General features: G+C 42.6%; 19 protein-coding genes. 7 read left to right on the forward strand and 12 right to left on the reverse strand.

The features are described 5' to 3' along the window. The first annotated feature begins 285 nt into the window (after positions 1-285). From K1X84_07975 to K1X84_07985, 3 genes are read left to right on the forward strand one after another with little or no spacing between them, the layout of a single operon-like run. On the forward strand, positions 286-1,419 hold the full coding sequence (locus tag K1X84_07975; protein ID MBX7151562.1) for an HIRAN domain-containing protein: 1,134 nt from the start codon (positions 286-288) through the stop codon (positions 1,417-1,419). A gap of 24 nt (positions 1,420-1,443) precedes the next feature. Beyond that, positions 1,444-2,361: a glutaminase A gene (gene glsA / locus K1X84_07980; GenBank protein ID MBX7151563.1), complete on the forward strand. Its 918-nt coding sequence runs from the start codon at positions 1,444-1,446 to the stop codon at positions 2,359-2,361. A 21-nt stretch (positions 2,362-2,382) separates the two neighbouring features. Then, positions 2,383-3,756 carry an MBL fold metallo-hydrolase gene (locus tag K1X84_07985; GenBank protein MBX7151564.1) on the forward strand — a complete coding sequence of 458 codons (1,374 nt, stop codon included), beginning with the start codon at positions 2,383-2,385 and terminating at the stop codon, positions 3,754-3,756. A gap of 16 nt (positions 3,757-3,772) precedes the next feature. On the opposite strand, the gene K1X84_07990 is transcribed toward K1X84_07985, so the two are convergent. Next, entirely contained in the window at positions 3,773-4,531 is a 759-nt protein-coding gene (locus K1X84_07990; protein ID MBX7151565.1) for a hypothetical protein, read from the reverse strand. Between the two features lie 83 nt (positions 4,532-4,614). On the opposite strand from K1X84_07990, the gene K1X84_07995 reads away from it, so the two are divergent. Beyond that, positions 4,615-5,568: an RluA family pseudouridine synthase gene (locus tag K1X84_07995; protein MBX7151566.1), complete on the forward strand. Its 954-nt coding sequence runs from the start codon at positions 4,615-4,617 to the stop codon at positions 5,566-5,568. Between the two features lie 5 nt (positions 5,569-5,573). Here the strand turns inward: K1X84_07995 and K1X84_08000 are convergent, their stop codons facing one another. Beyond that, the gene (locus K1X84_08000; protein ID MBX7151567.1) at positions 5,574-6,059 is read right to left on the reverse strand and encodes a DinB family protein; all 486 of its coding nucleotides are present in this window, start codon (positions 6,057-6,059) and stop codon (positions 5,574-5,576) included. A gap of 156 nt (positions 6,060-6,215) precedes the next feature. Here K1X84_08000 and K1X84_08005 point away from each other — a divergent pair, with 156 nt between their 5' ends. Continuing rightward, entirely contained in the window at positions 6,216-8,204 is a 1,989-nt protein-coding gene (locus K1X84_08005) for a hypothetical protein (protein MBX7151568.1), read from the forward strand. Here the strand turns inward: K1X84_08005 and K1X84_08010 are convergent. From K1X84_08010 to K1X84_08035, 6 genes are all read right to left on the reverse strand, one after another. Continuing rightward, on the reverse strand, positions 8,201-10,573 hold the full coding sequence (locus tag K1X84_08010) for a SpoIIE family protein phosphatase (protein MBX7151569.1): 2,373 nt from the start codon (positions 10,571-10,573) through the stop codon (positions 8,201-8,203). The genes K1X84_08005 and K1X84_08010 overlap by 4 nt on opposite strands. 92 nt (positions 10,574-10,665) lie before the next feature. After that, positions 10,666-12,030 carry a thiol oxidoreductase gene (locus K1X84_08015; protein MBX7151570.1) on the reverse strand — a complete coding sequence of 455 codons (1,365 nt, stop codon included), beginning with the start codon at positions 12,028-12,030 and terminating at the stop codon, positions 10,666-10,668. Further along, the gene (locus tag K1X84_08020; GenBank protein ID MBX7151571.1) at positions 12,027-13,103 is read right to left on the reverse strand and encodes a hypothetical protein; all 1,077 of its coding nucleotides are present in this window, start codon (positions 13,101-13,103) and stop codon (positions 12,027-12,029) included. Before K1X84_08020 ends, K1X84_08015 begins: the two co-directional genes overlap by 4 nt. Positions 13,104-13,134: 31 nt before the next feature. Further along, positions 13,135-14,358: an autotransporter outer membrane beta-barrel domain-containing protein gene (locus tag K1X84_08025; GenBank protein ID MBX7151572.1), complete on the reverse strand. Its 1,224-nt coding sequence runs from the start codon at positions 14,356-14,358 to the stop codon at positions 13,135-13,137. Between the two features lie 210 nt (positions 14,359-14,568). Further along, a complete protein-coding gene (locus K1X84_08030) occupies positions 14,569-14,889 on the reverse strand; it encodes a hypothetical protein (GenBank protein ID MBX7151573.1) in 321 nt (106 codons plus the stop codon). A gap of 114 nt (positions 14,890-15,003) precedes the next feature. Further along, the gene (locus tag K1X84_08035; protein ID MBX7151574.1) at positions 15,004-15,333 is read right to left on the reverse strand and encodes an antibiotic biosynthesis monooxygenase; all 330 of its coding nucleotides are present in this window, start codon (positions 15,331-15,333) and stop codon (positions 15,004-15,006) included. 313 nt (positions 15,334-15,646) lie between these two features. Between K1X84_08035 and carB the strand changes: the two genes are divergently transcribed. Next, positions 15,647-17,602 (forward strand): carbamoyl-phosphate synthase large subunit, encoded by a 1,956-nt coding sequence (gene carB, locus K1X84_08040; protein ID MBX7151575.1) that lies wholly within the window; start codon positions 15,647-15,649, stop codon positions 17,600-17,602. A gap of 40 nt (positions 17,603-17,642) precedes the next feature. After that, entirely contained in the window at positions 17,643-18,395 is a 753-nt protein-coding gene (locus tag K1X84_08045) for an SDR family oxidoreductase (protein ID MBX7151576.1), read from the forward strand. Between the two features lie 11 nt (positions 18,396-18,406). Here the strand turns inward: K1X84_08045 and K1X84_08050 are convergent, their stop codons facing one another. The 4 genes from K1X84_08050 to K1X84_08065 all read right to left on the reverse strand — a co-directional run bounded on the left by K1X84_08050 (position 18,407) and on the right by K1X84_08065 (position 25,035). Further along, positions 18,407-19,984, reverse strand: coding sequence for a GIY-YIG nuclease family protein (locus K1X84_08050; protein ID MBX7151577.1), 1,578 nt, complete (start codon positions 19,982-19,984; stop codon positions 18,407-18,409). A gap of 25 nt (positions 19,985-20,009) precedes the next feature. Then, positions 20,010-20,873: a 3-hydroxyacyl-CoA dehydrogenase gene (locus tag K1X84_08055; GenBank protein MBX7151578.1), complete on the reverse strand. Its 864-nt coding sequence runs from the start codon at positions 20,871-20,873 to the stop codon at positions 20,010-20,012. A 91-nt stretch (positions 20,874-20,964) separates the two neighbouring features. Next, the gene (locus K1X84_08060) at positions 20,965-22,551 is read right to left on the reverse strand and encodes a M28 family peptidase (protein ID MBX7151579.1); all 1,587 of its coding nucleotides are present in this window, start codon (positions 22,549-22,551) and stop codon (positions 20,965-20,967) included. Positions 22,552-22,623: 72 nt separating this feature from the next. Beyond that, positions 22,624-25,035: a hypothetical protein gene (locus K1X84_08065; GenBank protein MBX7151580.1), complete on the reverse strand. Its 2,412-nt coding sequence runs from the start codon at positions 25,033-25,035 to the stop codon at positions 22,624-22,626. Between the last annotated feature and the right edge of the window lie 83 nt (positions 25,036-25,118).

Below are 25,118 nucleotides of genomic sequence, written 5' to 3' on the forward strand. Positions count from 1 at the left end.
TCATCCTGTGCGGCTAAAGACACGGCGGCAAACAGGAAAATTAAAATTTTGAAGTTCATGGAACCAGGTTTGTATAAGTCTTGGGTCTGAGGTAGATAAGTTTAACGAAGAAGGGAATTGGAAGCAACGGGGAAATTACAATCAGCCTGTGTTCAGTATGCAATAATAAGCCATAGATTGCGCAACAAAAATATAACTTGATTTACCCTGCCGGAGGTGCTATCTTTTATTAATCCATTCTGCTTCGTTTACGGATTTATTTTTTAATTTTTTTGGAGGAGCTGAATGAAATCTAAGCTGCCCCACCTAAAAATTCCCGTCGTTCGTTATTATCTGGTGCATCTTTATACTGAATTTTCTTTACAATCTTCCCCCTTTACTAACATTTTTGCCTCTTTTGCTCAAACCGAATATTCGCAGCTTTTTCTGACGGAAGTGTCTACTTTCCAGCAGAAAGAAACGAAAAAAACGCATCGGTTTAACAGCAAGTCCAGTTTGCCGCTGGATCAATTTGAGACCGTCGATACGTTTACGATTGAATTGGATAACCAGTCTTTTCTTGAAATGGTCGTATTGGAATATAAAGATCTTCCGGGCGATTCGGTTTTGGCCGACTTATCGGAGGAATTGATTGAATCGTTTGAGATCATTTATTTATTCGCCAAAGGCGCGATTTATCCCGGTATTCATCGGCTTGAAATGCTGATCGATAGTGGCATTACGGCGATGGTTCCGGTGCGTGAATTTTTATCCCGCGTTCTCCCGGACAAACTGAAAATCAATATTCTGGCTGAATACCAGTTAATGAATTTTGATGAAAAGCCTGAAGACTATATCGATTTCAATCTCATCTGGTTTTTAGGCAAAATGGATTTGCCCAGCGTTGATAAATTTTTGCAGGAAGAAGAATTAAGGCAGGAACAGGAGCCATTTCTCGAAAATGCAGAGGAGGAAAAGGATTCTCCGGAACAGCCGATCGACGATTCTTCCGAACCATGGAAGGAAGACGACGAAGCGGAGTTTTCTGAAAGCGAATCGGAACCCGATCCTGTTGATCGCACGATCAAAATCGAGTTGGAAAACGAACTTAAAAAATTCTATCTCGCCGAAATGCGTTTTTTTACACGCGTAGTTGGAGTTCGGCATTATGATATTAATCTAGACGATTTATCCGAAAGCTCACGCGTGATGCTCGTTCCGGAGCCCGGCAATCCGCACGATCCTTTTGCCGTATCGGTTCAAACCGCCGAAGGCAAGATGATCGGATACCTCAAAAAAGAACTTTCCGAAATCATGTACGACGAAATCCGTAAAGGCGTTTTATACCGCGCCACGGTAGCGAAAGTGCTGCCGGAGATGCTCGATTCCAATTCGCGCGTCAACCTGATGATCGAAAAAGTCATGTATCATTTTAATTGATTCCCCACCTATTATAATTTTTCCATGCAAGACATTTTATTGAATGCGGTTGAATATGCCCGGACTTTTATCCGTCGTGGAAAAGTGGCCACGTATATTCCTGAATTAGCCAAAGCGAATCCGGATCATTTGGGCGTTTGTGTACACATGGCTGACGGGCAAACGTATACGGCCGGCGACGTGACGGTCCCGTTTACCATTCAAAGCATTTCAAAAATTTTTTCGTTGACGTATGTGATCAACCACTTTGGACAGAAAAAATTATTGAATCACGTTGGTCTCGAACCGAGCGGCAATCCTTTTTATTCACTGGTACAATTGGAATACGAAGATGGAAAGCCGAGAAATCCTTTTATTAACGCCGGCGCCATAGCCGTAACAAGCCTGATCGAGGGTTCAACGGCGCCAGAAAAATTTAATCATTTGCTCGAATTTGTAAAAAAAATTTCAAACCATTCGGATCTTTCGATGGACGAAACTGTTTACCGCTCGGAATATCAGACCAGTCATCGTAACCGTGCGGTCGGACATTTTATGAAGCATTTCGACAAAATCGACGGTGACGTCGATGCGGCTGTTGATGCATACTTCCGGCAATGTTCGATCGTGATGACGTGTGAGCAGTTGGCACAAGCGTGTGTGTTCCTTGCCAACGACGGCAAAAGCAGCAGTTCCGATCAAATCGTTACGACGACGGATACGGTAAAATTTGTTAATGCTATGATGACAATGTGCGGCCTTTATGACGGGTCGGGAGCTTTTGCAAGCCGCGTCGGTTTGCCGGGAAAAAGCGGCGTTGGCGGCGGTATTGTAGCGATCGTTCCGGGTGAAATGGCCATAGCGGTGTTCGGACCGGCACTCGACGAAAAAGGAAACAGTCTCGGCGGCATTAAAATTCTCGAAAATCTATCGCATGATTTAAGTTTATCCGTTTTCGGATAAAAAGTGGGTGCCTGATTTATCATGAAATTTCAATCTATCGGCGGCGCAAAACATATCGGAGCCAACTCACATTTTCTTCAGCTTGATCGCATCGGAATGTTACTTGACGCCGGGATGCATCCCGTTCGTTATGGTTATGAATCTCTTCCTTCATTCGATCATGTTCGCGATCACCTGATTGATGCGATTCTGGTTACCCACTGTCATCTTGATCATATAGGCGCCTTGCCGATGGCCATTAAAAATTTTCCGCATTCACGCATTTTCATGACGTATGCTTCGAGTTTTCTGTATTCCACGTTGTTGCATAATACCGTGACGGTCATGAAGCTGCTCAAAGAAGAAAAAGACATTCTTGAATATCCGCTATATTCTCATGAAGATGTTGATCTTGTTTCATACATCGTGCAAGGAATGAAATTTGACAAATCTTTTAAAATTTACGGCCACGAAAACACGCATGACGGGATCGAAGGAAAATGGTATCCGGCCGGGCATACGCTTGGAGCGGGAGGATTGTATTTGCATGGGCGCGAAGGACGCGTTTTTTATACCGGTGACACATCAGCGTCCAATCAATTTTTAATTCGTGGAGCGATCAACCCGAAAGATCCGGTTGACGTACTGATCTCGGAATGCACGCTTGGCGCCAATGAAGAAGCGGAGTCCATCAAACGAAAACAGGAAGTTCAGTCGCTAATAAAAATTCTTAATGAAACATTCGATAAAAAAGGTTCCGTATTGATCCCGGCGTTTGCACTGGGAAAAACGCAGGAAATGCTTTGGCTGGTCAATAATTTGAAACAACGAAAGCTTATTCCTGACGCCGATATTTATGTTTCAGGAATGGGACGCGCTATTGCACGGATTTATGATTTGACGATTGAGTACAGTCATCGTGTCGACGACCAATATTTTTTCGATGATGTAGAATTTAATGTGATCGATCAACAAGACATTTTGTCTCACGGGTTATGGCTGAAGAGGCCTTCGGTTATTATTGCAAGTTCAGGCATGATGCACGAGAACACGCCATCCTATTGGCTCGCTTATAAGATGATGCGTGAACAGCAGCACACGATTTGTTTTGTTGGATATACCAGTCCGGATTCTGCCGCGCATGTCGTTGCTCATAGTAAAAAACACGAATCAATCACTTTACCAGGACTCACCGAACCGGTACCGAGAAATTGCCGGATTGAACGCGTGCACTTCAGCGGGCATTCTACCCGACAGGAAATCTTAAAAATGATTCAGGATATCAATCCGAAGAAATTAGTGCTGGTGCATGGTGGAAATGATACGGCTTTGGAATGGATGCAAGAACAAGTAAAAGATTGGAATGCTAAAACTGAAGTGTTTTTACCGGAAATTGGGGAAACTGTGAAATTATGAAAAATGTTTTTAAGGTTTATTCAAATTCAAAAATTTTTCTGGAATTACCTAAATCTTTAGCTGCCGGAGTTAGTCGCGCATTTTTAGGAACCCAAATTTTTTTCTTCGCCCGAATGGCCTTCCACACGTGAGCCTCCGTAATCAAGACAAATTGATTATTTCCTTTCAAAGTCAAATCTAGGTCTAAAAACCTGGATGGTAATTTTTCAACGGTTGAAGTTGGAGACTCTGCCGCTTTTGCAGACAACGAGGAAACCACATACACCAGGTCATTTTCTTTAAGTAAAGCGCCGGCGGCTTCCTCTTTACTCAAAATACAATATCCTTTTTCAAGAGTTGATGCTACGCGGACATCACCAAAAATAGTTGGTCTTGACGTGTTCGCTGCCACGAAAACTGTTTTGGAAGAATCCAGACCGAGAGATTTTGATTCTTCACCGTTTAGGAACAGTGTGCGTGGAATAAGTTGAAGCTTTCCTGAGAAATTAATTTCTTTGCCTCGTGAAATAAGTTTGATTGCAAGCCGCAAAAATTGAACATCTTTGGAATTGATAATAGTCGAAGCGTCGATTTTAAGCTTTTCAGAATCAGTTGGCGTCAACTCAAGCCGGTCTTCGTCGGAAGCTATAATTTTATCGATGGTAATTGATGCGCTACCGTGTTGAATAACGGCGTTTTCGCCGAAAAGATTTTTCATTTCTCCAAAAAGATCGGAATAGTCTTTACGATTCAGATACAAGTGCGAATCGATGAGTCGAACCTGAAAATACCGCACGGGCAGACCTGACACAGGTTGGATTTAACATTAAATTTGACTATTTTACCAAAAAATTTGTCAGTATTCAATTATCTTTTTAAATGCGTAGAACTCAAATCATCGTAGCGGCGAACCAGCGAACGGAACGTTTGGATGCTTTTCTCTCGCGGCAAATTGAGAATATTTCACGCTCTCGCGTGCAGCAATTGATCGACTTGCACATGATCCTTGTCAACAAAAAGGTTGTAGCTAAATCGTATAAGATCCGGCCAAAAGATGTGATCGATGTGACCTTGCCGCTTCCTGAAAAAGTAGAAGCACAAGCGGAGGATATTCCAATAAAAATAATTTATGAAGACAACGATATTTTGATTGTGAACAAATCGGCCGGCATGGTCGTGCATCCGGCGTTTTCGAATTATACCGGAACGTTGGTGAATGCGCTGCTGCATCACATTAAAGATTTGTCGGGAATAAATGGTGAGTTGCGGCCGGGCATCGTTCATCGCATTGACAAAGACACAAGCGGATTGCTGCTGGTGGCCAAACACGATAAAGCCCATCGCTATTTAAGCAGTTTATTTCGTGCGCATAAAATCGATCGGGAATATTGGGCAATTGTCTGGGGAAAATTAAAACACAAAAAAGGAAAGATTGAAGGCGCTATCGGACGGAGCACCAAAGACCGAAAAAAATTTGCGGTAACTTCAGATGGCAAACACGCGGTTACGCATTATGAAGTTATCGATGCATATGATTTTTTGAGTTTAATCCGTTTACATCTGGAAACAGGCCGGACGCATCAGATCAGAGTTCACATGGCTCATCTCGGACATCCGGTTTTTGGCGATAAAACGTACGGCGGTGATAATGTAAATTTATCCGGCGCAGAAAAAAAGAAACGGCAAATGGCTGAGAATCTTTTATCATTGATGCCGCGCCAGGCTTTGCATGCAAAAACATTAGGATTCATGCATCCCACGACGCGTAAACATGTATCGTTCGATTCGGAATTGCCGGAAGATTTCAAAAATACTCTTAAAAAGTTGAAATAATTTTTCTATCGTAATTGTGTTGTCCACTTTTCTCTCTGTCTCGGATCGGCTCCTGAAAATATCTGATTCAAATGGTGTTGCAAATGACGAACATAATCTTCAGCGATGAATTGCAATGTCGCCGGCGACGGATATCCCATATCGCATGTGTTATTTAATTTGGTTTTGTCAATATGAGCGATTACATGTGCAAGATGATGGTTATAGTAATACCAGGTATTAATAATGTCTTCCCATTGTTTGTCTTTATAGTGCTGAGCTTTGACCCAATGTTCTTGAGTATATCGAAATTCTCCTAAATCTTTAACTTCCTGCATGCGGACAAACCGTTGGTGATTATTAGCTGCCGAATCGATCAAATGTCCCAAAATTTCTTTAATCGACCATTTGTCGTTGTAAAGCTTTTCAGATGCTTGTAATTCAGTTATCGCCAGCAGTTTTGGTCTGGCTTCATTCAAGACTTGTAATAAATTTTTTGAAACGTTGTACATAGATTCTCTCACTTTTATAGTCTGATCAAAAATACATCAGGCATGATTTTAAATGCAACTTTTTTTGTAAGCGAAGACATAAAAAAATGCCGTTGAAATCGCACGAAATATCGCTATATTAAAATATCTCCGTCATTAAGAGCACTGACCCTTGCTATGACAACATCAAAAAACTCTGAGTTAGAGAAGATCGAAGAGCTTCTCCAACTCGACATACGCAATAAGCCCAACGATCATTTTATAAAAACGTTCCTTCGCCAGATCGAACCGCTTTCAACGTCTATCCACAAAACTTTCCGTACCAATCTCAGCAGTGCATTGATTGAGCGTGAAGGCGCTCAGAAAGGCCATCTTAAAATCGAAGCAATGATGCAAATGCTCGATTTTAGCAAGTTTCAGGTTTGGTTAACTGAAAACGGCATTTCTGACAAATCGGCGCGTAATATTATCGAAGGCCTTCAAATTCGGTCAACCGAAGAAACCGGCCGAATTATTCACAGCGAAAGTTATCATGATTATGAGCGTAAAGAAATTTCCGAAATGTTGATGGAAACGGATATCGGCGAAGAAGATGCGGCTACGTTTATCGAGGTTGTTGAAAACACAGAATTGAGCGTCGGCGAGATCATTCATCGCGTTTTCAAATTGAATTATATAGCTGAGAATGCTGCTCGTCAAGAAGCGCTTCGCGGTCGAATGAATCTCAAAGAAATAGTGGTACTCTATCTCCATACGGTTTTACAGGTGGTTATCAGCGAGTACGGCCTCGATGAAGAGATGATTTTAGAAATCAGCAACCGCATCGCTTTGTCCAACAACATGAAACGTCAATTCATGATCGTGCAGCAACTTGAACGTTATTTCTTCGGACTTACAACGCATGATATGCACGAAAAAGGCAAAGATTTCTGGATTCGGCTGATCAATGAATATGAACTTAAAATTGCGCTCGAACAATATATCACACAGGACAAAGTCGAAAAATCGGATATGGAAATTGCTGAACTTTACACGGAAGCTCATCACTTATTTGACGACGTCAGCGAGCTGAAAGACGAAACTCTGGCAATCATATCGATTACTTACCGTTTGGACAATCCTGAAGAGCGCGGGCATAGTGCCGAGGAATTGTTGGCCATTATCGATCAGATAAAATTGCTGACCAAAGAATTTTCCCCGCTGATGATTCTCACACGAGACATTTTTTCATTTTTCGAAATTCTCGGTGAATGCGATCACAACAATCGTTTTTTCAGAGAAACGATCCTGAAATTCCGGCTTCGCTTAAAAAAACTGGCCGATGCCAAAGAAAAATCCGGAGACCGTATTACGTTGGCCAATCTTGTTTTAACGTATTTGTATTCGCGCCTCGATGCGTATTTAGATGAATATGACGTCAATGAAGAAAGCGTATTAGAGGGTATACGCAATCGCCTTTCTCAATGCAATGATTTTGAGCGGCAATTTGCCATCGTTGATTTGATTGAAGACCATATTTTTTCAAATCCCGGACTGCTTCAGATTGTCGACGGCAATTACTGGCCGGAACTGATCAATACGTTTGAGCTCAACATTATTTTGGAAATTTACGTGCGGCGTGGATACCTGGTTGCAGAAAATGACAGCATGACTAAAAATCAAATGCTGGATCACGTACAATCGCGCATCAACAGCATCGATGATATTGTCGTAAAAAGCCTGACAGTCACGTTTTTGACGGCGCAATTATCCGCACTTCTTGATCAGTCAAAAGAAAATCGATTAACCATTACAGAAGTTTCCAAAACCATTGATCATCTTCGCAGCGATGCGTCGATGGCCGCAAAACAGCTTCAGCTACAAAGTCATATAAAACGCGAATTGTTAAGCGTACTGACGGAACGTGTTTTTCGTTTGGAAACAATTCAAAAAGCCTTCGATGGCCAAAGCAGCGATCTGATAAGCCGTTTGGACGAAGTGACGGTTGGATTCAGAACGCGCCGTGATAATTTAATCGAAGGTAAAATGGATCCGAAAGTTCTTGAAGAAGATATCCGTCAATATCTTAACGATACGCGCGTGGTGGGATTGATCGAAGACGCAGAAAAAGAATACAAAGAACAACTGCAATCACATTCCCGCGAAAAAAGCTCCTCAAAGCATTAATTTTCTATCATCCGTAAACATAACGTATTTCCGGTGTCGCTGCGATGGACGGACCAATCGTAAACCAGCTTCTGCATTACATGCAATCCCCATCCACCCGCTTTCTGCTCTCCGTTTAATTTTTTATGCATTTCCGGTTTTTCAATTTTTGACCACTCGAAACCTTTGCCATAATCGTGAATTTTGACTTCGATAAATTTTTCCGTATAAAAAATACCGATGTCAACCGACCGTGATGAATTATACTGATTACCGTGTTTTACGGCATTTACTACTGCTTCACGAACAGCAATTTTAAAGTCATTAATTTTTGTTTCAGAAAATCCCGATCTTTCCATGCGTTTGCCAATATCATCGATCAAGGCTTTTTCCGCGTCAGGAGCGCTTTCGATTTTTACATAATGTTTTTGGATAGGATAATGGCGTAACAATACGACAGCGATATCATCTGAAAGCCGTTGTCCGTCAATAAAATGCGTTTGCATTTCTGATAACAATTGCTGTGAAGAACGGATAAAAAAATCTTCCTGTAATAAGGGAGTGATCGCCGATTCCAGATTCTCCAGGCCATCGGAATGAAATAATAATGTGTCGTTCGGCTGCAGATCAAATTCTACTTCCTGGAAATCGCCGAGCCAGCGTGGCATGCCCATTGCCCGGCCGGAAATATTAAGTATACTGGGATTTCCGTCCCGCACAAGAACAGGATTTTCTAATCCGGCATTGATAATGCGAATGTGACCGTTTTGAGTGTCGAGAACGGCAAACTGCATTGCAACGGTTCGCGTGCGTTGATCCCGAACATGAAACAACAAGTCTTCAATGATGTGAAAATATTTACTCAGATTCTGTTCGTGAAATGACAACGACTTCAACTGAATCTCGGTCACACCTTTGACAAGAGCGGCGTAAAACGATGCGCTAATGCCTTTTCCGGCAGCGTCGATCAACAAAATGCCGGCGTGGTGTTCATCAATCTCGAAATAATCGAAATAATCGCCTCCAACTTGGTGAGCCAGTATCAATCGTCCGTAGATATCAAACCCTGATGTCAACAAAGCATCATGAGGCGTAAGCCCTAATTGAATTTTATGCGCTGCTTGCAGTTGCTGATCCAGCTCCGATTGCGTATAAACTAATCGCTCATTGGCCGTGTTCAATTCACTCATTTTTTCTTTTAGCGTATTAACCATCGTGCGAACCGAAGCGGCTAAGTCATTAATTTCATCTGTTTCGGAAGCGCTTCCGATCGGATGGTCGATTTCTCCGCGAGAGATAATGCCGGCATCCATGCTCAATTTTGAAACGGGGAGCAAGATGCTTTTAGTCAAATAAAGTGATAATAATAATCCGCTCAAAAGACCGAGTACTCCGCACAAAATGACTACTTTGGTTAATTCCCCATCGGCAATCAAAAGGCCGGGAAATGCCTGATCAAGCGTTTGAACACTGACCGTTTGCCATGGAATGGATTGAAGATTGTGCCTTGTAATGAATGTCCTATCGTCAGTTTCTGTATAACCGGTTTCAGTAAAGTCGCGAAAATCCCGACTGCTATTATCGGCAATATTGGAATAAAGAACTTCGTTTTTTCTAACAATATAAAAACGTGTGTTCGATGTGATTTCTTTAACGCGCTTAGTAAGATCTTCCAATTTTAAATTCATCAAAATATACCATAGCGTACTATCCGGGGAAGTAAATGGAACGATCAATTTAACTGAAACTAATTGAGTTTCAACGTTTTGTCCCAACGATACATTGACGGAAGGCTCAGTATATTGAGTTATTGTGACGGTTTTAAAATCCGAACGTTCGAGGTAATCGTAGTTGACAGGAACGCCAAAACGGCTAAAACCTTCAGAGTTGAGTAGGTAGATTGAAATAAAATCCGTCGGATGATTATAATAAAATTCATTAATCAGTGTATTGTATCCTGGCGGCTCGCTCACTAAAAGGCGATCACGCAGAACATTGGCCCATTGCAGTCGCTCGGCAAAATATTGATCGATGGTTTTATTGTACGATTCGAGAACCCGAAGATTATTTTTCAGGTCGAATTGTCTGATAACCGATTGATTAAAAGCGTAAAAAAAGAAGCCGGTGAGAAGAAATGTAAACGCAAGTCCGGTAATAATGTAGGCCGTGACACGCTTAGCGATGCGGGAAGCTTTGGAAAAATTAAGTGTAAATATAGCGGTAAGAAAAAATACTGCCATCAAAAAACCGCCGATAAAAAGAATACGGTCTTTGACGACCCATTGATAAAAAAAATAAAGAGCAATTAAACCGATAGCAAAAGGCAAAAGGATTTCGGCCCGTCGTCGGTCGGAATATAATTTGAAAAGCAGTTCCTTGAATTTTTCCATGAAGAGTTTGATTGGCGGTGGATGTTCGTTATGAAATTAATCAAACCCTATCAGGAATGCAACTGCTGATCAAAGAAGAATAGTATTATAAGTTATAATGAGTTGATGAATTGCAGCAACGCCGAGCGTTGTTCTTTCGTCAAATGTTTAAAAATCGAAACTGATTCCTGCGCTTCACCACCGTGCCATAGTATTGCTTCTTCAATATTACGCGCACGGCCATCATGTAGAAAGTAAGTGTGTCCATTCACAACCTCGCTTAATCCGATTCCCCACAGTGGCGGTGTGCGCCATTCACGCCCGTTGGCCAAAAAGTCACTTCGATTATCGGCTAAACCTTCTCCCATATCATGTAATAACATATCGGTATAGGGATAAATAACTTGGTTTGAAACTTCCGGCACGCCATTCAGATTATTTGTTCTAAACGGAGCAACATGACAGTTTTGGCAAAGCGCTTGTTCGAATAATTTCTTTCCCTCACGAACGGATTGATCATTTTGATTGCGTGGAGCCGGCACGCCTAAAGTTTGCGTGTAAAAGGTCACGGCGGCAATTGTCAAAGAATCGATTTCAGGATCATCGGGAAGCGTATCATTGTTTGTTTGGCCAAAAGAATTCTCAAGCGGATGAACGTATGAAGTAATACCCATATCTTGTTGATACGCCGTAGCATTTTGCTGTAATAGATTTGGCTGATTGGCTTTCCATCCGAAACGGCCTAAAGAATTTTTTTGGTTTACGATATCCCACACATAATTCGGCCGTCCTGAAATCCCGTCCTGATCGGTATCGTTCTCATCCGCCAAATCAAGAATATCCGATTCGGATATAGCTTCTAATAAACCCAGGCCAAAAACGGATCGCGCAAATCGTGGCGATAACAGAAAATTTGATGGCAAATTAGTATAGGTTTGTGTGACGGTATAGGCCGGTTGCAATAGTGAATAAGGATTTCCATCCGGATAAAGACTGTCAATTTCTGTATAATTCACCGTTACATTTCCTTCTGCGATAAAGCCTTCGACAGAACGAACCTGCAATTGGCCTCCGAAACCATCAATCCCTACTGGTCCCCCGTGTTCGTCTGAGCCGGGTATACTCAATCGAAATAATAATGAACCGGTACTTCCTTCTACAAACGGAAGGCCGCGACCGTCGCGCACATGACAATTGATACAAGAAGTATTGTTAAAGACAGGTCCAAGTCCGCCATTTACGCCTGCAGGCGCTGTGACAAAAATTTGTTCGAATGCCGCATCACCGTCCGCGTGCTGTTCAATCCCGATCCCGGAAAGATTGGGAGACGGGGTTGAATACGCATTGCTGCCGCTTACGAAAACGGTGGTAGCACCGCCCGCTAAATCCGGTGAACCGTCCGCATCTGAATCATTGGTTTCGCAGCCAAAAATAAAAACCAACAGCACGCAGGAAGCGAGTTCAAATTTGAATTTCATTGTACCCTGTCAATAATTGGTTGAATTTCTGATTCTAAGGTTTGTTGAATGGCTCGGACTGCATTTTGCGCTGCTTCAATCGACGAACGATTGTTGGTAATAGCATCGGTAAAGGTTCCGTTCGTTCCGCCGATCGCACCGATGAGTTCAATGGCTTCATCCAATTCGTCTTTCAAATGTTCATCCAAATTAGCGTCGACTTGATTGATTAAATGTGAAATTCCCACAAGGTTTCCTGTTCCCAGTCCCGTATATTCTCCTAAATAAAGATTGCGAATACTGCGAATATTATTTTGAAAATCGGCCTTTGAATTATTACTGAAACGTGATTCTTCCAAGGTTACATCGCTTTGGGCAAACGGATCCTGAATTTTACCGTTTGCAACTTCATCGGCAATCGCAATCATTCCTTGCAAGATTTCCTGCAATGCAGCTTTATGGCTAATGTATAAACTGGAAGGGCTTCCGGCATTTTTTAATTGCGAAGTGTAATTTTCGCCCGATGGAGCCCAGCTCATTGCAAGATCGTGTGTTTCTGATTTAAAACTCTGGACGCATGCAACAAGATAATCAAACTCGCGCGTGGTAAATGACCCAAGGGTTTTCGGAGTAGCTTCATCCCCAAATAGCAAATATTCAATGGTATGAAATCCTTTAAGAGTGCCTTCAAGTCCATTAATATATGATTCATTCAAAGTTGCACTTCCGGCCAGAACATTGTCAAGGTCGACAACATTGACAGGCCAACTGTCGATATCAGGATCGATGCCTTTTGTGTCAACCGGACCGAAAAGGAATCCTTCCGACATTTCCCATGGAGCCCGCGCCGCGACCCATGCTGAACGAGCGGCTTCGAGATGTGGCTCGGTGGGATCGGAGGACAAAGTTTGAACACTGGTCAACAGCAAACCAGCTTTGGTATCAAGATCTTCGTAAGTTTGCAAAATCACTGAATCGGCAACATTAGCCAGCAAAGCCGTGGCGTCATATTCAATCGGAGGAAGTGAATCATCATTGCCGCAACTCGTTATCAACAAGAATGCAGACGTCAACATAAAAAACCGCTTCATCATAACAAGCTCCTTTGATATTTTGCATGGAGAACTAAAATTCAAATCCCATTCCTAATGAAAAAGTATTCTCATTTTGAGAGATTCCCAATTTGCGCATTGAATATTGTGTTTTGAAAACGATATATTTTTTCAACGGTTGATAATTCAATCCCGCCGTGTATACTTTCCGCTCCCAGCGCGGATTATTAAAAATATTGCCGGAAGTTTTATACATTGTGTCATAAAACTCATAGCGTCCAAATAAAATCAATTCGCTGTCAGTCGGATGTTCGCCTCCTACATAATGCAGAAAATCAAATAGCTCCAATCCTGCTTCGATGTAATAGCCTAATGCTTGGCTTCCGATAGGTGAGCGTTTGACATTGAGATTGTTGGATAAATTGCGATTGGCTTCTGAAATTTTATCGGCATTTTCCAAATGGCCCAGAATGACCATGGATCGAAAAATAACCGGCTCATATTCAAGCGCAACATGGGATTCGATTATACTCACATGCCCGTCGACCGTAATATCCGGTTTAGGGCGATTATGAGTGGAATTTCCGTAATACGCAGAAACGCCGATAAGATTTTCTGTGCCCCAGGCATAGTCCAATCGTCCATTGATGGCCATATCCTCGGCATTTACATTTTCAAAACGCAGTTGTTGTCCGCGAACAATCCATGAAGACGAGCTGAACCCGGTTGCATCAAGGCCATTGACCAGCGAGAAAGTATATTTCCAATTTTGTGCCAGGCTGCCGAAAATCTGGATCCCGTTTTCATACCAATTCGTCGGGATGATCGACGATTCGGTTTCATTGCGGGTAGTCGTAAAATATTCGGACGGTTCGTCAAGTTGTGAATTAAGTCCTATCGGAAGCTTAAATCGTCCAATACGGAAATTCAAATACGGTCTGTACTGATAAACAAAATTCATTTGCTCTAATTTAACTTCGCCGCCTTTTTCAATTTCAGTTTCAAATTCACCGAATTCTTCAAATTTATCAAACTCCATTGTAACACCTGTTCCGCCGTGTTCGATTTCGATTTCGGATTCAATTTTCATGCGTTCATTTAATTTATAGGACGGATATAAAGTCAAACGCTCGAGATCAATGACATTTCGCTTCTGCGGATCGGTTTGCCAGTCAAAAGCAAAATAATTCATCGTGCCATAGCCGCGCAGATGAAATTTTTTAATGTTAAAAGTTGAATCGGTTTCAGAGGCATGTAAAACCAAAGGTGTGATACACAACAATAGCCAGCGGTACATGAATAAGTCCTGTGTAATATGAATGAAGGTTATTTAATTACTCCAATATGGATTCATAAATCCGTGAATATTCGTCAGGATGACGTTTTACAGTTTTTAGATAAAGATTAACTTCTCTTCTTTTTAATTTATCGTTGTAAGTTCTGAGAGCAGCCAAAACCGGGCAATCTTTACATGCCTTTTTTTCTTCATAATTTTTACAACATTTTTTCATGATAGTAGTCCTTGCGATGCAACAGGCATTACCGCTTCACCTTGTGCGATCAGGCTATTCAAGTGAAATAATTCTAGCCCGGTAAACGCGAGTTGAACGTTATTGGCCGATGTTTCCACAAAAATATTTTTGTTGGTTCTGTTGTTCGGATCCATCAGACCATATTTTCTGATGACTGCTTGACGAAAATGAGTAAATTCTACCGCTGTTAGCGAGAGTACGACCGTTCCAAAACCGATTTGCAGCCTGTGGCAAGTCTCACAATGTGCGACATAGCCGAAATCCGATTGTGCGAGTATGGTGTGTTTGCATTTCATAACATTATTCCATTGCAAAAAACATTGGAATTAAAATAATAGCAAGCCAGATCAATCCTTTAATCAGAAAAAACAACAGGCCTATTAAACCTATTTTTTTAATCCATTCTGTCATCATCGCGTTAAAACTTCATAGGTTTTAAAGCTGGATTGCATCGGAGGAGTATCCCCGCGCTGAATCGCTTGTTTGATATCGTCGAATCCGCGCCGATGACCTTCGATAAATTCCGGAGAAGAAGTCCATTGCTTAAAAGCATTTTCGTTTTCCCAAAAACTCACGATTAGGTAATCATCTCCATCTTTGCTCGGCTTCAGAACTTGCATATCAACGAATCCAGGCATACGATCAATAGCATGCGCCCGTGACTTAAAAAGCTCTTCGAATTTTTGTTTATAATTTTTTTGGCATGAAATGTAGTTAATCGCAACAAAATTATGGCTCATGAATCCTCGCGAATTAAAGGTTGAATAAATTACAATTGAGACCCATTCTCATCTATAATTCCAAAAATAATGCTCAAAATAAAACCTACTGAGCATTATTGAGAATAATTCTCAATTAAAAAGTTAAAAATTATGCTCTGATTTAGAGCATTTACAAAGAATAAATCAAGTATTGAGAATCATTCTCAATACTTAAACCAAAATTACGCTCATTGATCTTAATGAGCGTTGAGTAATTGAGAATAATTCTCAATCAAAAGGACGTCGTAATTATATATATAAAAACCTGCTTTGTCAAGAATTTTCATGTGTGATGACAAAAATTTTACGAAGTTTTCACGCTATTTCTTTGAGAATTTTTGAAAATCACTTGCTACAAAGAGCGTTTATTTGTAGTTTACAACCCGCCGTAAAGAGTTTATTTATAAGTCTTTCAATTCATAAAGGAGTTATTGGAGTGTCCACATTCAGTCTCGATGTATTGAAGAAAAAAATTTCTCCTGAACTTTTACTCCAAGCCAAACAACTCGGTTATTCTGACAAACAATTAGCTTTTATTTGGAAAACGGATGAACTAATAATTCGCGAATTGAGAAAATCGCACGGTGTTCGCCCGGTTTATAAAACAGTTGATACATGCGCGGCTGAATTTGAGTCAGAAACGCCCTATTTCTATTCGACGTACGAAATAGAAACTGAAAATATCGATTCCGGAAAACGAAAGATCATTATTTTGGGAGGGGGGCCCAATCGAATCGGCCAAGGAATAGAATTTGATTATTGCTGTGTGCATGGCGTTTATGCTCTGCAGGAAGAGGGTTTTGAGGTGATCATGATCAACTGTAATCCCGAAACTGTGAGTACGGACTACGATACATCCGACCGGCTGTTTTTTGAACCGCTTACATTCGAAGATGTGATGAATATCATCGAGGCTGAAAAACCTGAAGGTGTGATCGTTCAATTCGGCGGACAGACACCTTTGAAATTGGCGATCCCACTCATGAAAGCCGACGTAAAAATACTTGGGACGTCTCCGGAAAATATCGATGCGGCGGAGGACAGAAAAAAATTCGGTGCTTTACTTGAACGCCTGAAAATCCAATGTCCCGCATACGGTACGGTATCATCATTTGCAGAAGCGCGCGATATTGCAACCCGGATCGGCTATCCAGTTCTCGTCAGACCTTCGTATGTTTTGGGTGGACGGGCGATGGAAATCGTCTACGACGAAGAAGCGCTCGAACGCTACATGGTACATGCAATTAACGTATCGCCCGAACATCCGATATTGGTGGATAAATTTCTCGTGGATGCGGTCGAGTTTGACGTCGATGCATTGTGCGACGGTAAAGATGTTTTTATCGGCGGCGTGATGCAGCATATCGAAGAAGCCGGTATTCATTCGGGCGACAGTTCATGCGTATTGCCGCCTTATTCGGCGTCGCAAGACGTTGTCGATAAATTGCGTCAATTTACACGGCAACTTGCCAAAGAATTGAACGTGATCGGTCTAATTAACATTCAGTATGCTGTACAAAATGGCGACGTATATGTATTGGAGGTTAACCCTCGTGCATCACGTACAGTGCCGTTTGTCAGCAAAGCTATCGGTGTTCCGCTTGCTAAGATGGCAGCAAAAATCATGGTCGGGAAAACATTAAAAGAGCTTGGCCTTTCGAAGGAAATTGTTCCGGCTTATACATCTGTAAAAGACCCGGTTTTTCCTTTTAGTAAATTTCCGGGCATCCGAATGTATCTTGGGCCGGAAATGCGCTCGACCGGAGAAGTGATGGGTATTGCCGATACTTTTCCTAAAGCTTTGGCTAAAGCACATCTTGCAGCGGGTATGCAAATGCCGACAAGCGGAGGGGTTTTTATTACCGTCAATGACCGGGATAAATCGAAAATTGTCCCTATTGCCAAAGATCTGCAAAATCTTGGATTTGTTATCTACGCCACGGATGGGACTTCTAAAATTTTGAATGACAATGGTATTGACACAAAACACGTTTTTAAATTACAGGAAGGCCGCCCGCACGTTATTGACCGGATCAAAAACAAAGAAATTCAAATCGTTATCAATACTCCGACCGGTAAAGCTGCAAAACTTGACGAACGTTATATCGGGGAAGCGGCGATGCTGTATAAAATTCCGATGATCACTACAATCCCGGGAGCCATCGGTTTGGTGAAAGGCATTCGGGCCATTGCCGAAGAAAAACTCTCGGTAACCAGTATTCAAGAATATCATACTAACCTCAGTTAATCCGTACTTTCAAATTCCGTCTATCAATTAAATTAAAATCATGAAACACTATCTTATATCCGGCGCCGGATCAGGTATTGGTCGGGCTATTGCCGTTAAACTAGCTCAAAATGGGCATGCAGTAATTTTGTGCGGTCGTGATATTGCTAAGTTGCAAGCAACTCTCAAGGATTTACCTGAACCTGCACGGCATCAGGTACTCGCTGTTGACGTACGTTCACCGGCAAGCCTGAATTCGGCTATTCAATCCTTTCCTAAAATCACGCTTGATGGAATAATAGCCAACGCAGGGGTCGGAGGAAAAAATACTTTTGGCATCAATGACCGATGGGATGAAATCATTTCAACAAATTTGACAGGAACCTACCAATTTGTAAACTCTTTTCTTCCTTTTTTAAGGAAAAGTCCTTCTGAATTCAAGCATGTGATCATTACATCATCAATCCTGGCACGACTAGGCGTTGCCGGTTATAGTGCGTATTGTGCGAGCAAATCAGGGCTGTTAGGGTTAATGCGGAGTTGGGCGGTGGAATGGGCTCCAGAAAAAATTCTGGTCAACGCAATTTGTCCCGGGTGGGTCAATACTAAAATGGCACATGATGGAATTCAGGGGATTGCCGACGCTGTTGGTATTACAAAAAATGAAGCAATGGCCATGGCGATGAAACCTGTTCCGCTCGGTAAAATGACTGAACCTGAGGAAGTGGCCGATTTAATCGATTATCTTCTGCAGCAAAAAAGCATTACCGGACAGGCTCTGGACATTAATAACGGCGCTATTATGAATAGCTGACAATACCTTGATCAGGATGTTGGGACAAGTTTATTGACCGGAATCAGCCGGATTCTATCACGATTGGTCCTGATAAAACGCTGAATCGTCTCTCTTTCATCTAGTAGAATCCAATCTTCGTCAGTTCGATCCGGCGGAATTGTCGTTGCCCATTCTTCCCAATTGACTCTGTCCGTATCTTGCGCCGTCAAAATGCCGGATAATAAGCCCTCATTGATCAAATAAGCCGCTTTTTCAAGTTCATCCACAAGAATAAGTTTTTCAGAATACATTTCCGGGATAGCCAACATCATCTTTTTAGTGCGCTTCAACGCGTTCTTCACTTCCTTCAAATCCGATTGTCGTGCTATTGCCGATTTCAAAAAATTATCGATGCTTTCTTTAGTATTAAGTTGCAAATAATTTTCAACCATAGTTGTTGCTGCATGTACTATCTGCTGATAATCTTCAGGTGTAATGGCTTCGCCGCAGGCGCCACAGCACTGATTAAGCTGATATGCAAAACAAAAACCTTTATTCAAACGACGTTCCCTGAGCAATTCCGGGCACAGCTTAAAATGTCTGCGCACGCGTTCCAATACGTGCTCCAGTAAACGCACCGACCGGAAAGGTCCGACATACGTAGCATCGGCATTCCGGTGCTTCGCAATCAAAATTTTGGGATAGGCATCATCAGTGATTCTGAGATAAACATAGTTTTTTTTATCGAGCTGTTGGATGTTAAACGGCGGTTGATGTTTTTTGATCAATCGTGATTCAAGGATCAGCGCTTCCAATTCCGTCCGGCATTCTACAAAGTCAAAGCGATGTGTACTGCGGAAGAGCCGTTTCTTTTTTGAAAGCTTATCTTCCCGCAAGTGCGAAAGAACACGTGAACGGATGTTCGTACTTTTACCGATATATAAAGGAAGATCGAAACGATCTTTGAAGAAATAAACGCCTTTGGTTGCAGGCAATTTAAAAATATCGTCTTCAAATTCTTCCAACCATTTTTCCTTCTTTTCGAACGACCGTTGATATTTGGAAAAAACTTCAGCCGCGTCGGGATGGCGCAAATAATGTTCAAAAATTTCGGCTGTAATTAATGCGTCACTGAGTGCTCGGTGACGGCCGTTCGCCGTTATTTCAAAACGTTCTGCAAGAGCATCAAGGTTGTAAAGACGGTGACCGGGATAAAGTTTGCGCCCCAATTTAACCGTGCAAAAACGGTCCATGAAAAAACGGCGTCCGATTCGCTCGAACTCTGTTTTGATATAGCTGTAATCAAAACTAACGTTGTGTGCTACAAAAAAACTTTTCTGGAGCTTTCCGGCGATGGTTGCCTGAATATCGGCAAATACAGGCGCTTCGGCTAAGTCAGTATCACTTATTCCCGTCAGTTTAGTAATGAAACTCGGAACAGGAATCGGTGGGCGTATAAAAGATTGAAATTGGTCGACTATAGCGCGGTTTTCGACTCTAACAATCGCGATTTCGATAATGTGGCCGATAGAATGGCTGTTACCTGTCGTCTCAACGTCAACGACTGAAAAAGGAGCATTCAGATCGAAAAGAGGAAAAAGATCGGGTATGTTAACCGACGAATTCACAAGAAGTTTTTAAATATTATTTCGGTTATTTCTTCTCATTTGAATAATCGTACACTCCCTTGCCGGCTTTCCGGCCGAGACGTCCGGCTTTGACGTACTGGATCATCAAAGGGCACGGACGATATTTTTCACCCAATGACTTATGCAAATATTCCAAGATGCTCAACCGCGTATCAAGCCCGACGAGATCCACCATTTCAAACGGTCCCATCGGATGATTCAATCCTAGTTTCAATGCCGTATCAATGTCCTTAGCTGATGCAATGCCTTCCTGCAGCATGTAAAAGGCTTCATTACCTATCATCGCATTGATGCGGCTGGTGATAAATCCGGGCGATTCTTTGATGGTCACGATCTCTTTACCCATTTTGAGCGATACTTCCTGCGTTATTCGGACCGTCGTTTCGTCAGTTTCGAGTGTTTTGATGATCTCGACTAGTTTCATTTTGTGAACCGGATTGAAAAAATGCATGCCGATGCAGCGTTGCGGACGATTGGTAACGGCCGCTATTTCGATAATGCTGAGCGATGAAGTATTGGTTGCCAGGATGGTTTCAGGTTTGCAAGTTTTATCAAGTGTGGAAAAGATCTTAATTTTCAGATCAATTTTTTCCGGAACAGCTTCAATGATAAAATCGGCGTCTTGAATCGACGATTCAAGATCATCGTTAAAAGTTAATTTTGATAAAGTCGTTTCTTTGTCTTTAGCAGTCAACTTACCTAACTCAATTCCTTTATCGAGGTTCTTGGTAATAGAAACCGATGCTTTATTTAAAATCTCTTTAGAAATATCGTTAAGAATGGTATCAAATCCAGCTTGCGCGGCAACATGCGCAATACCATTGCCCATAATGCCTGCGCCGATTACGGTAATTTTTTTTACACTCATAAACTCCTTAGAAATAAATAGAACGCGGATGATACCGATAAGACTGATTTTCATTGAATTAGAAAATCATTTAAGGCCGATAAATCCGTTTTTATAATTTTTTTAACCACTTCGGTTTCTCTTGAGTATTCGCCACATCTAATGCCGATAAGAAAATGCATTGTGTCTGCAAACGCAGGAGATTGAAGCTGAAAGGAACTTTTCCAAGCTGGTCTGACGTTTTGTGATAAAATTTTAAATATACATCGAAATCTTCTTTGGATTCGGTGCCTCCGCCGGGTGAAATCGATGGAATACCTTTGACAGAAAAATTATAATTATCGCTTCGTTGGAAGAAATTTTCCTGTGGAAATAAATCCGGCAAAGGCGTTAAGCCCACAAAACGTGCCCATTTCTGCATGGTCGCACCGAGCGTCGTATACTCGTCTCCGACTAACGTGATCGCTGAAGCTTTTTCGGATGTAGCAAACCCGACCACGTCCATGTTGATGTCCGCCACGGCTTTCGAGAGATCAATGGTGGGATTTTCTGAATAAAATTTAGATCCAAGCAATCCTTTTTCTTCCGCCGTACATGCTACAAATAAAATCGAACGTTTTGGTTTGACTTTCAATTTGGCAAAAGCTTCGGCCGTACTTAGCAAAGCGCTGGTTCCCGACGCATTATCCGTCGCGCCGTTATTGATCGAATCGCCGTCGACCGGTTTGGTAATTCCGATATGATCGAAATGCGCCGATAAGATCACGTATTCATCCTTGTTATCGGTGCCTTCCAATAATCCAATCACATTAGGGCTGTCAAAATACCGGCGATTGCTTTTTACCGTAATTTCAACCGTCGCATTCTTGATCGGACCGGTTTTCTGTTTAGGAAATGAAACCGAAACATCATCCCATTTCCAGCCCAAGCCTTCAACAAATTGTTTTGACGCATCAGGATTCAGAATAGGAAAAAAGAAATCAGGGTTATCATTACTTGAATGAACATAATCACGATGCAGGTTGATCGTACGATGTCCGAGATAGTTGGACAGAAATTTATACGATCCGGCATGTTCCGGCGTGGCCAGAATTAAAGCGCCGGCTGCGCCAAGACGTTTGATCGCTTTCGATTTATGCGACAGCAAGGAGTATTTTGAATTTTTGTAGCCCATGAAATAACTGCTGTCGGCGGATATCGGTTCGCCTGCAAAAATCACAACGATTTTGTCTTTGACGTCCAGATCCTTGAAATCATCATAGTTATATTCAGGCGCCGTAATGCCGAAGCGCGCAAATACCAGTTCCTTTTTGATTACGGTGTCTGTCTGAGGATAGTTGTACAAAAGGAAATTGGAACTGAATTCGAATTGAACGGATTGCTTCGCATTCAATGTCAGTTTCGTTTCAGGCAGTACAGGCGCTGAAACCAATTTTACTGATTGAAAATAAGAACCGCCGTCGCCTTTTGGCAGCAAGCCCAGTTTTTCAAATTCGCCGGCAATATAATTGGCCGCGATCAGATTACCCCGTTCACCGGCTTCGCGCCCTTCCAACAAATCGTCTTGTAAAAATGCCAAATGCGCTTTCAACGTGTTGGCTTGAATACTTTCCAACGCCATTTTTTCGTCATCAGAAAGTGGATTGTCTGAAAACGAAACTAGCAATAAACAAAAAAACACCCATCCATACTTTTTCATAATAAAGCGCTTTCTCTATGAAACAGAATTATCTGCTTCACTGTTTTAGAAATGATGTTTTATGTAATTTAACTAAAAGCCGATCAGTTTCTTTTCAGCATGCTGCTTTTCGATCCACTTGGCATAATCGCTGATTTCCTTGTACTGTCCTTTCGGATGCAGCCCGGCTTCTTCCAAAACTTTCTCTCCCGAACCGGTCGATAAATAATGGCCGTGACGAAAGGGATGCAACGTACGGCGCATTCCTTCTTCCGAACGAATCCATTGATACATGGTCGGTAGAGTGAAATCGGTCATACCCATTGCATGGTAACGGAATTTCTCCGGGAAAATCTTTTCCTGTTCATCCGCAGACAAAAGCCGGAACAATTCCGTGCTGGCAACATAATATACGTTCATATTCAACCCGTCTTGGTCCAATTTTTCAAGGACGCCGTTGACGAACATGCTGGCCACGCCGCAACCTTGCAGGACGAGTGTTCCGTGATAATGTTTCGCCGAAAGATCCGCTTTGCGGAATGCATAAACACCTTTGACGGCGCTGATTGCATCAGGCATTTTTAATTTTTTTCGATCGATGATATTTTCAGCAGGACGCGTGACGAATGGTGCCAGCACCGCCGGACGCTTGAGCAAGCCTTCCATCAAAAGCGGCCAAACTTCCTCGGGTTCCCAAGGCGTCAGGGTGATCAATTTTCCTTTCGGGAAATCTTCCATGAGCAATTGCAGGCACTGTGGGTCGGCGTGAGTCGGGCCATCTTCACCGGTTTTCGGACCGGCGTGACCATTCACCATGATCCACGTACGGAAAGGTTCGCCCGTACGTTCCCAGTAATTTTGCTGGCCAATGCAATGGCAGCGCGCGGCCGTATGTTCCATTGCAACGATGAAAGCGGCGTATGATGCGCTGATGCCGATATGATTGCGATAACTTGAAACGCCGGACATAAAAGCGCCCATAGCGTCTTCGCAAATTCCGCCGACTGCAACCAGGCGCGTCTTCGGATTAGTGACGGCGTTGAACATGCCTTCCGGGAAACCTTTATTGACGCCGGCAATACTCGTCGATTCAAAAAGGTCTGCCGCGGTTGCGATCAATGCGCCACTCGTTTTTTTGTTGAGTACAGCCAATGCCTTGCCAAGCTGACCGCGAATCGTCGTCGAACTTCCAGTTTCCAGCTTCAATTCGTCCGGGATCACCGTCGATTTGTAAGTTCCGTCGTACAAATTTTCAAGATTTGGCGCATCTGAACGTTTCTTTAAATTACGTTTATGCAAGCGTTCTTTCGACGACTGAATTTTCGCCGAAGCCCATTTCGTCAATTCTGATTGTTTTTCGAGCGCGCCACGAATGACGAGCAGAGTATCCCAGTAATATTTTTCAACATTCTCCGGCGATTTGTCACCGCTGAAACGCGGGAATTGCACGCCGTAACGCGTTTCGAACATGCTGATATATTTGTAATATTCATCCGAGCAGAATTTATGTCCGGCGCCGTGCGAGGATTTACCGGTTATACCGTAATTCCACCCCTTCACTGTGCGATAAACGATCGCCGTCGGAATTTTCGTATCGAGCGATAATGCGAGTTTTTGCGCATTGAGTATCTGTTTAAAATTATGTCCTTCCGGAACCCAGATCACGTTCCAGTCATTCAGGTACATCAGTTCTTTCGGATCCCACTGCACGTATTCGCCGCGTTTATCGTCTTCGGCGGTGGCGCGGTCGGAGTCGATAGTCGATTGATTCCAGTCGATGTGCATAATGACGTTGTGCAATTGCGCTGAAGCGGCGGCGGCGAGGGCTTCGTATACACGGCCTGGCGTCATACCACCCTCACCTTCGATCAAATGCGCAAGCGGCGGATCGTCCGGGTATATATCCAAAGCGCCGAAAGCAAGTCCGCACGCAGCCGGAACGCCCACACCACTCGGTCCTGTCGCGGTTTTTACAAAAGGAACGATACACGACGGATGCCCGTCGAGCGATACGGCTTTAAATTTTTCAAATAACGGCGTGCCTTGCGTATGGTTTTTACGAAAACCCAGCAAATCTTCCAGGCGCAATTGCCGTTTTTCAGCGGCCAGCAGCGACGGCGATGCAATGCGGATGAGTTCATTGCGTAATGCCCACATTCCGTAAAGTCCCATTGCTTTGTGGCCTGCCGTGTAGCAGATCATGTCGTTTTCAAAAATATCCGGTTTTGAAAAATCATAGTCCATCGTCTGGTACAAAAGTCCTTCGACGATACGGCCCGATGACAAGCTTCCGCCCGGGTGGCCGGACAACGGAACGAAATTATACAAAATCCCGACAATCGTCCGGTAAACCAGATCAAGTTCTTCAAATTGTTTTATTTCATCTTCGGAAAACGCGGATCCTTTTTGTTGGATGATCTCATCGATATTGTAAAAAGCGGCTTTACGCGGACGAAGCCCGAAAGGCAGAGCCGAAGCGCCTTGAAAATCTGTTCTCGGTATCATGTCATTTCTCCTGATGCAGTCAGCATTCAATTTAAGTGTGTGCTTACGAAAGGTGTGTAAAAAAACTTGCGTCTCTTCAAAAA

This window comes from bacterium, from assembly GCA_019695335.1.
Classification (GTDB): Bacteria; CLD3; CLD3; order SB21; family SB21; genus JABWBZ01.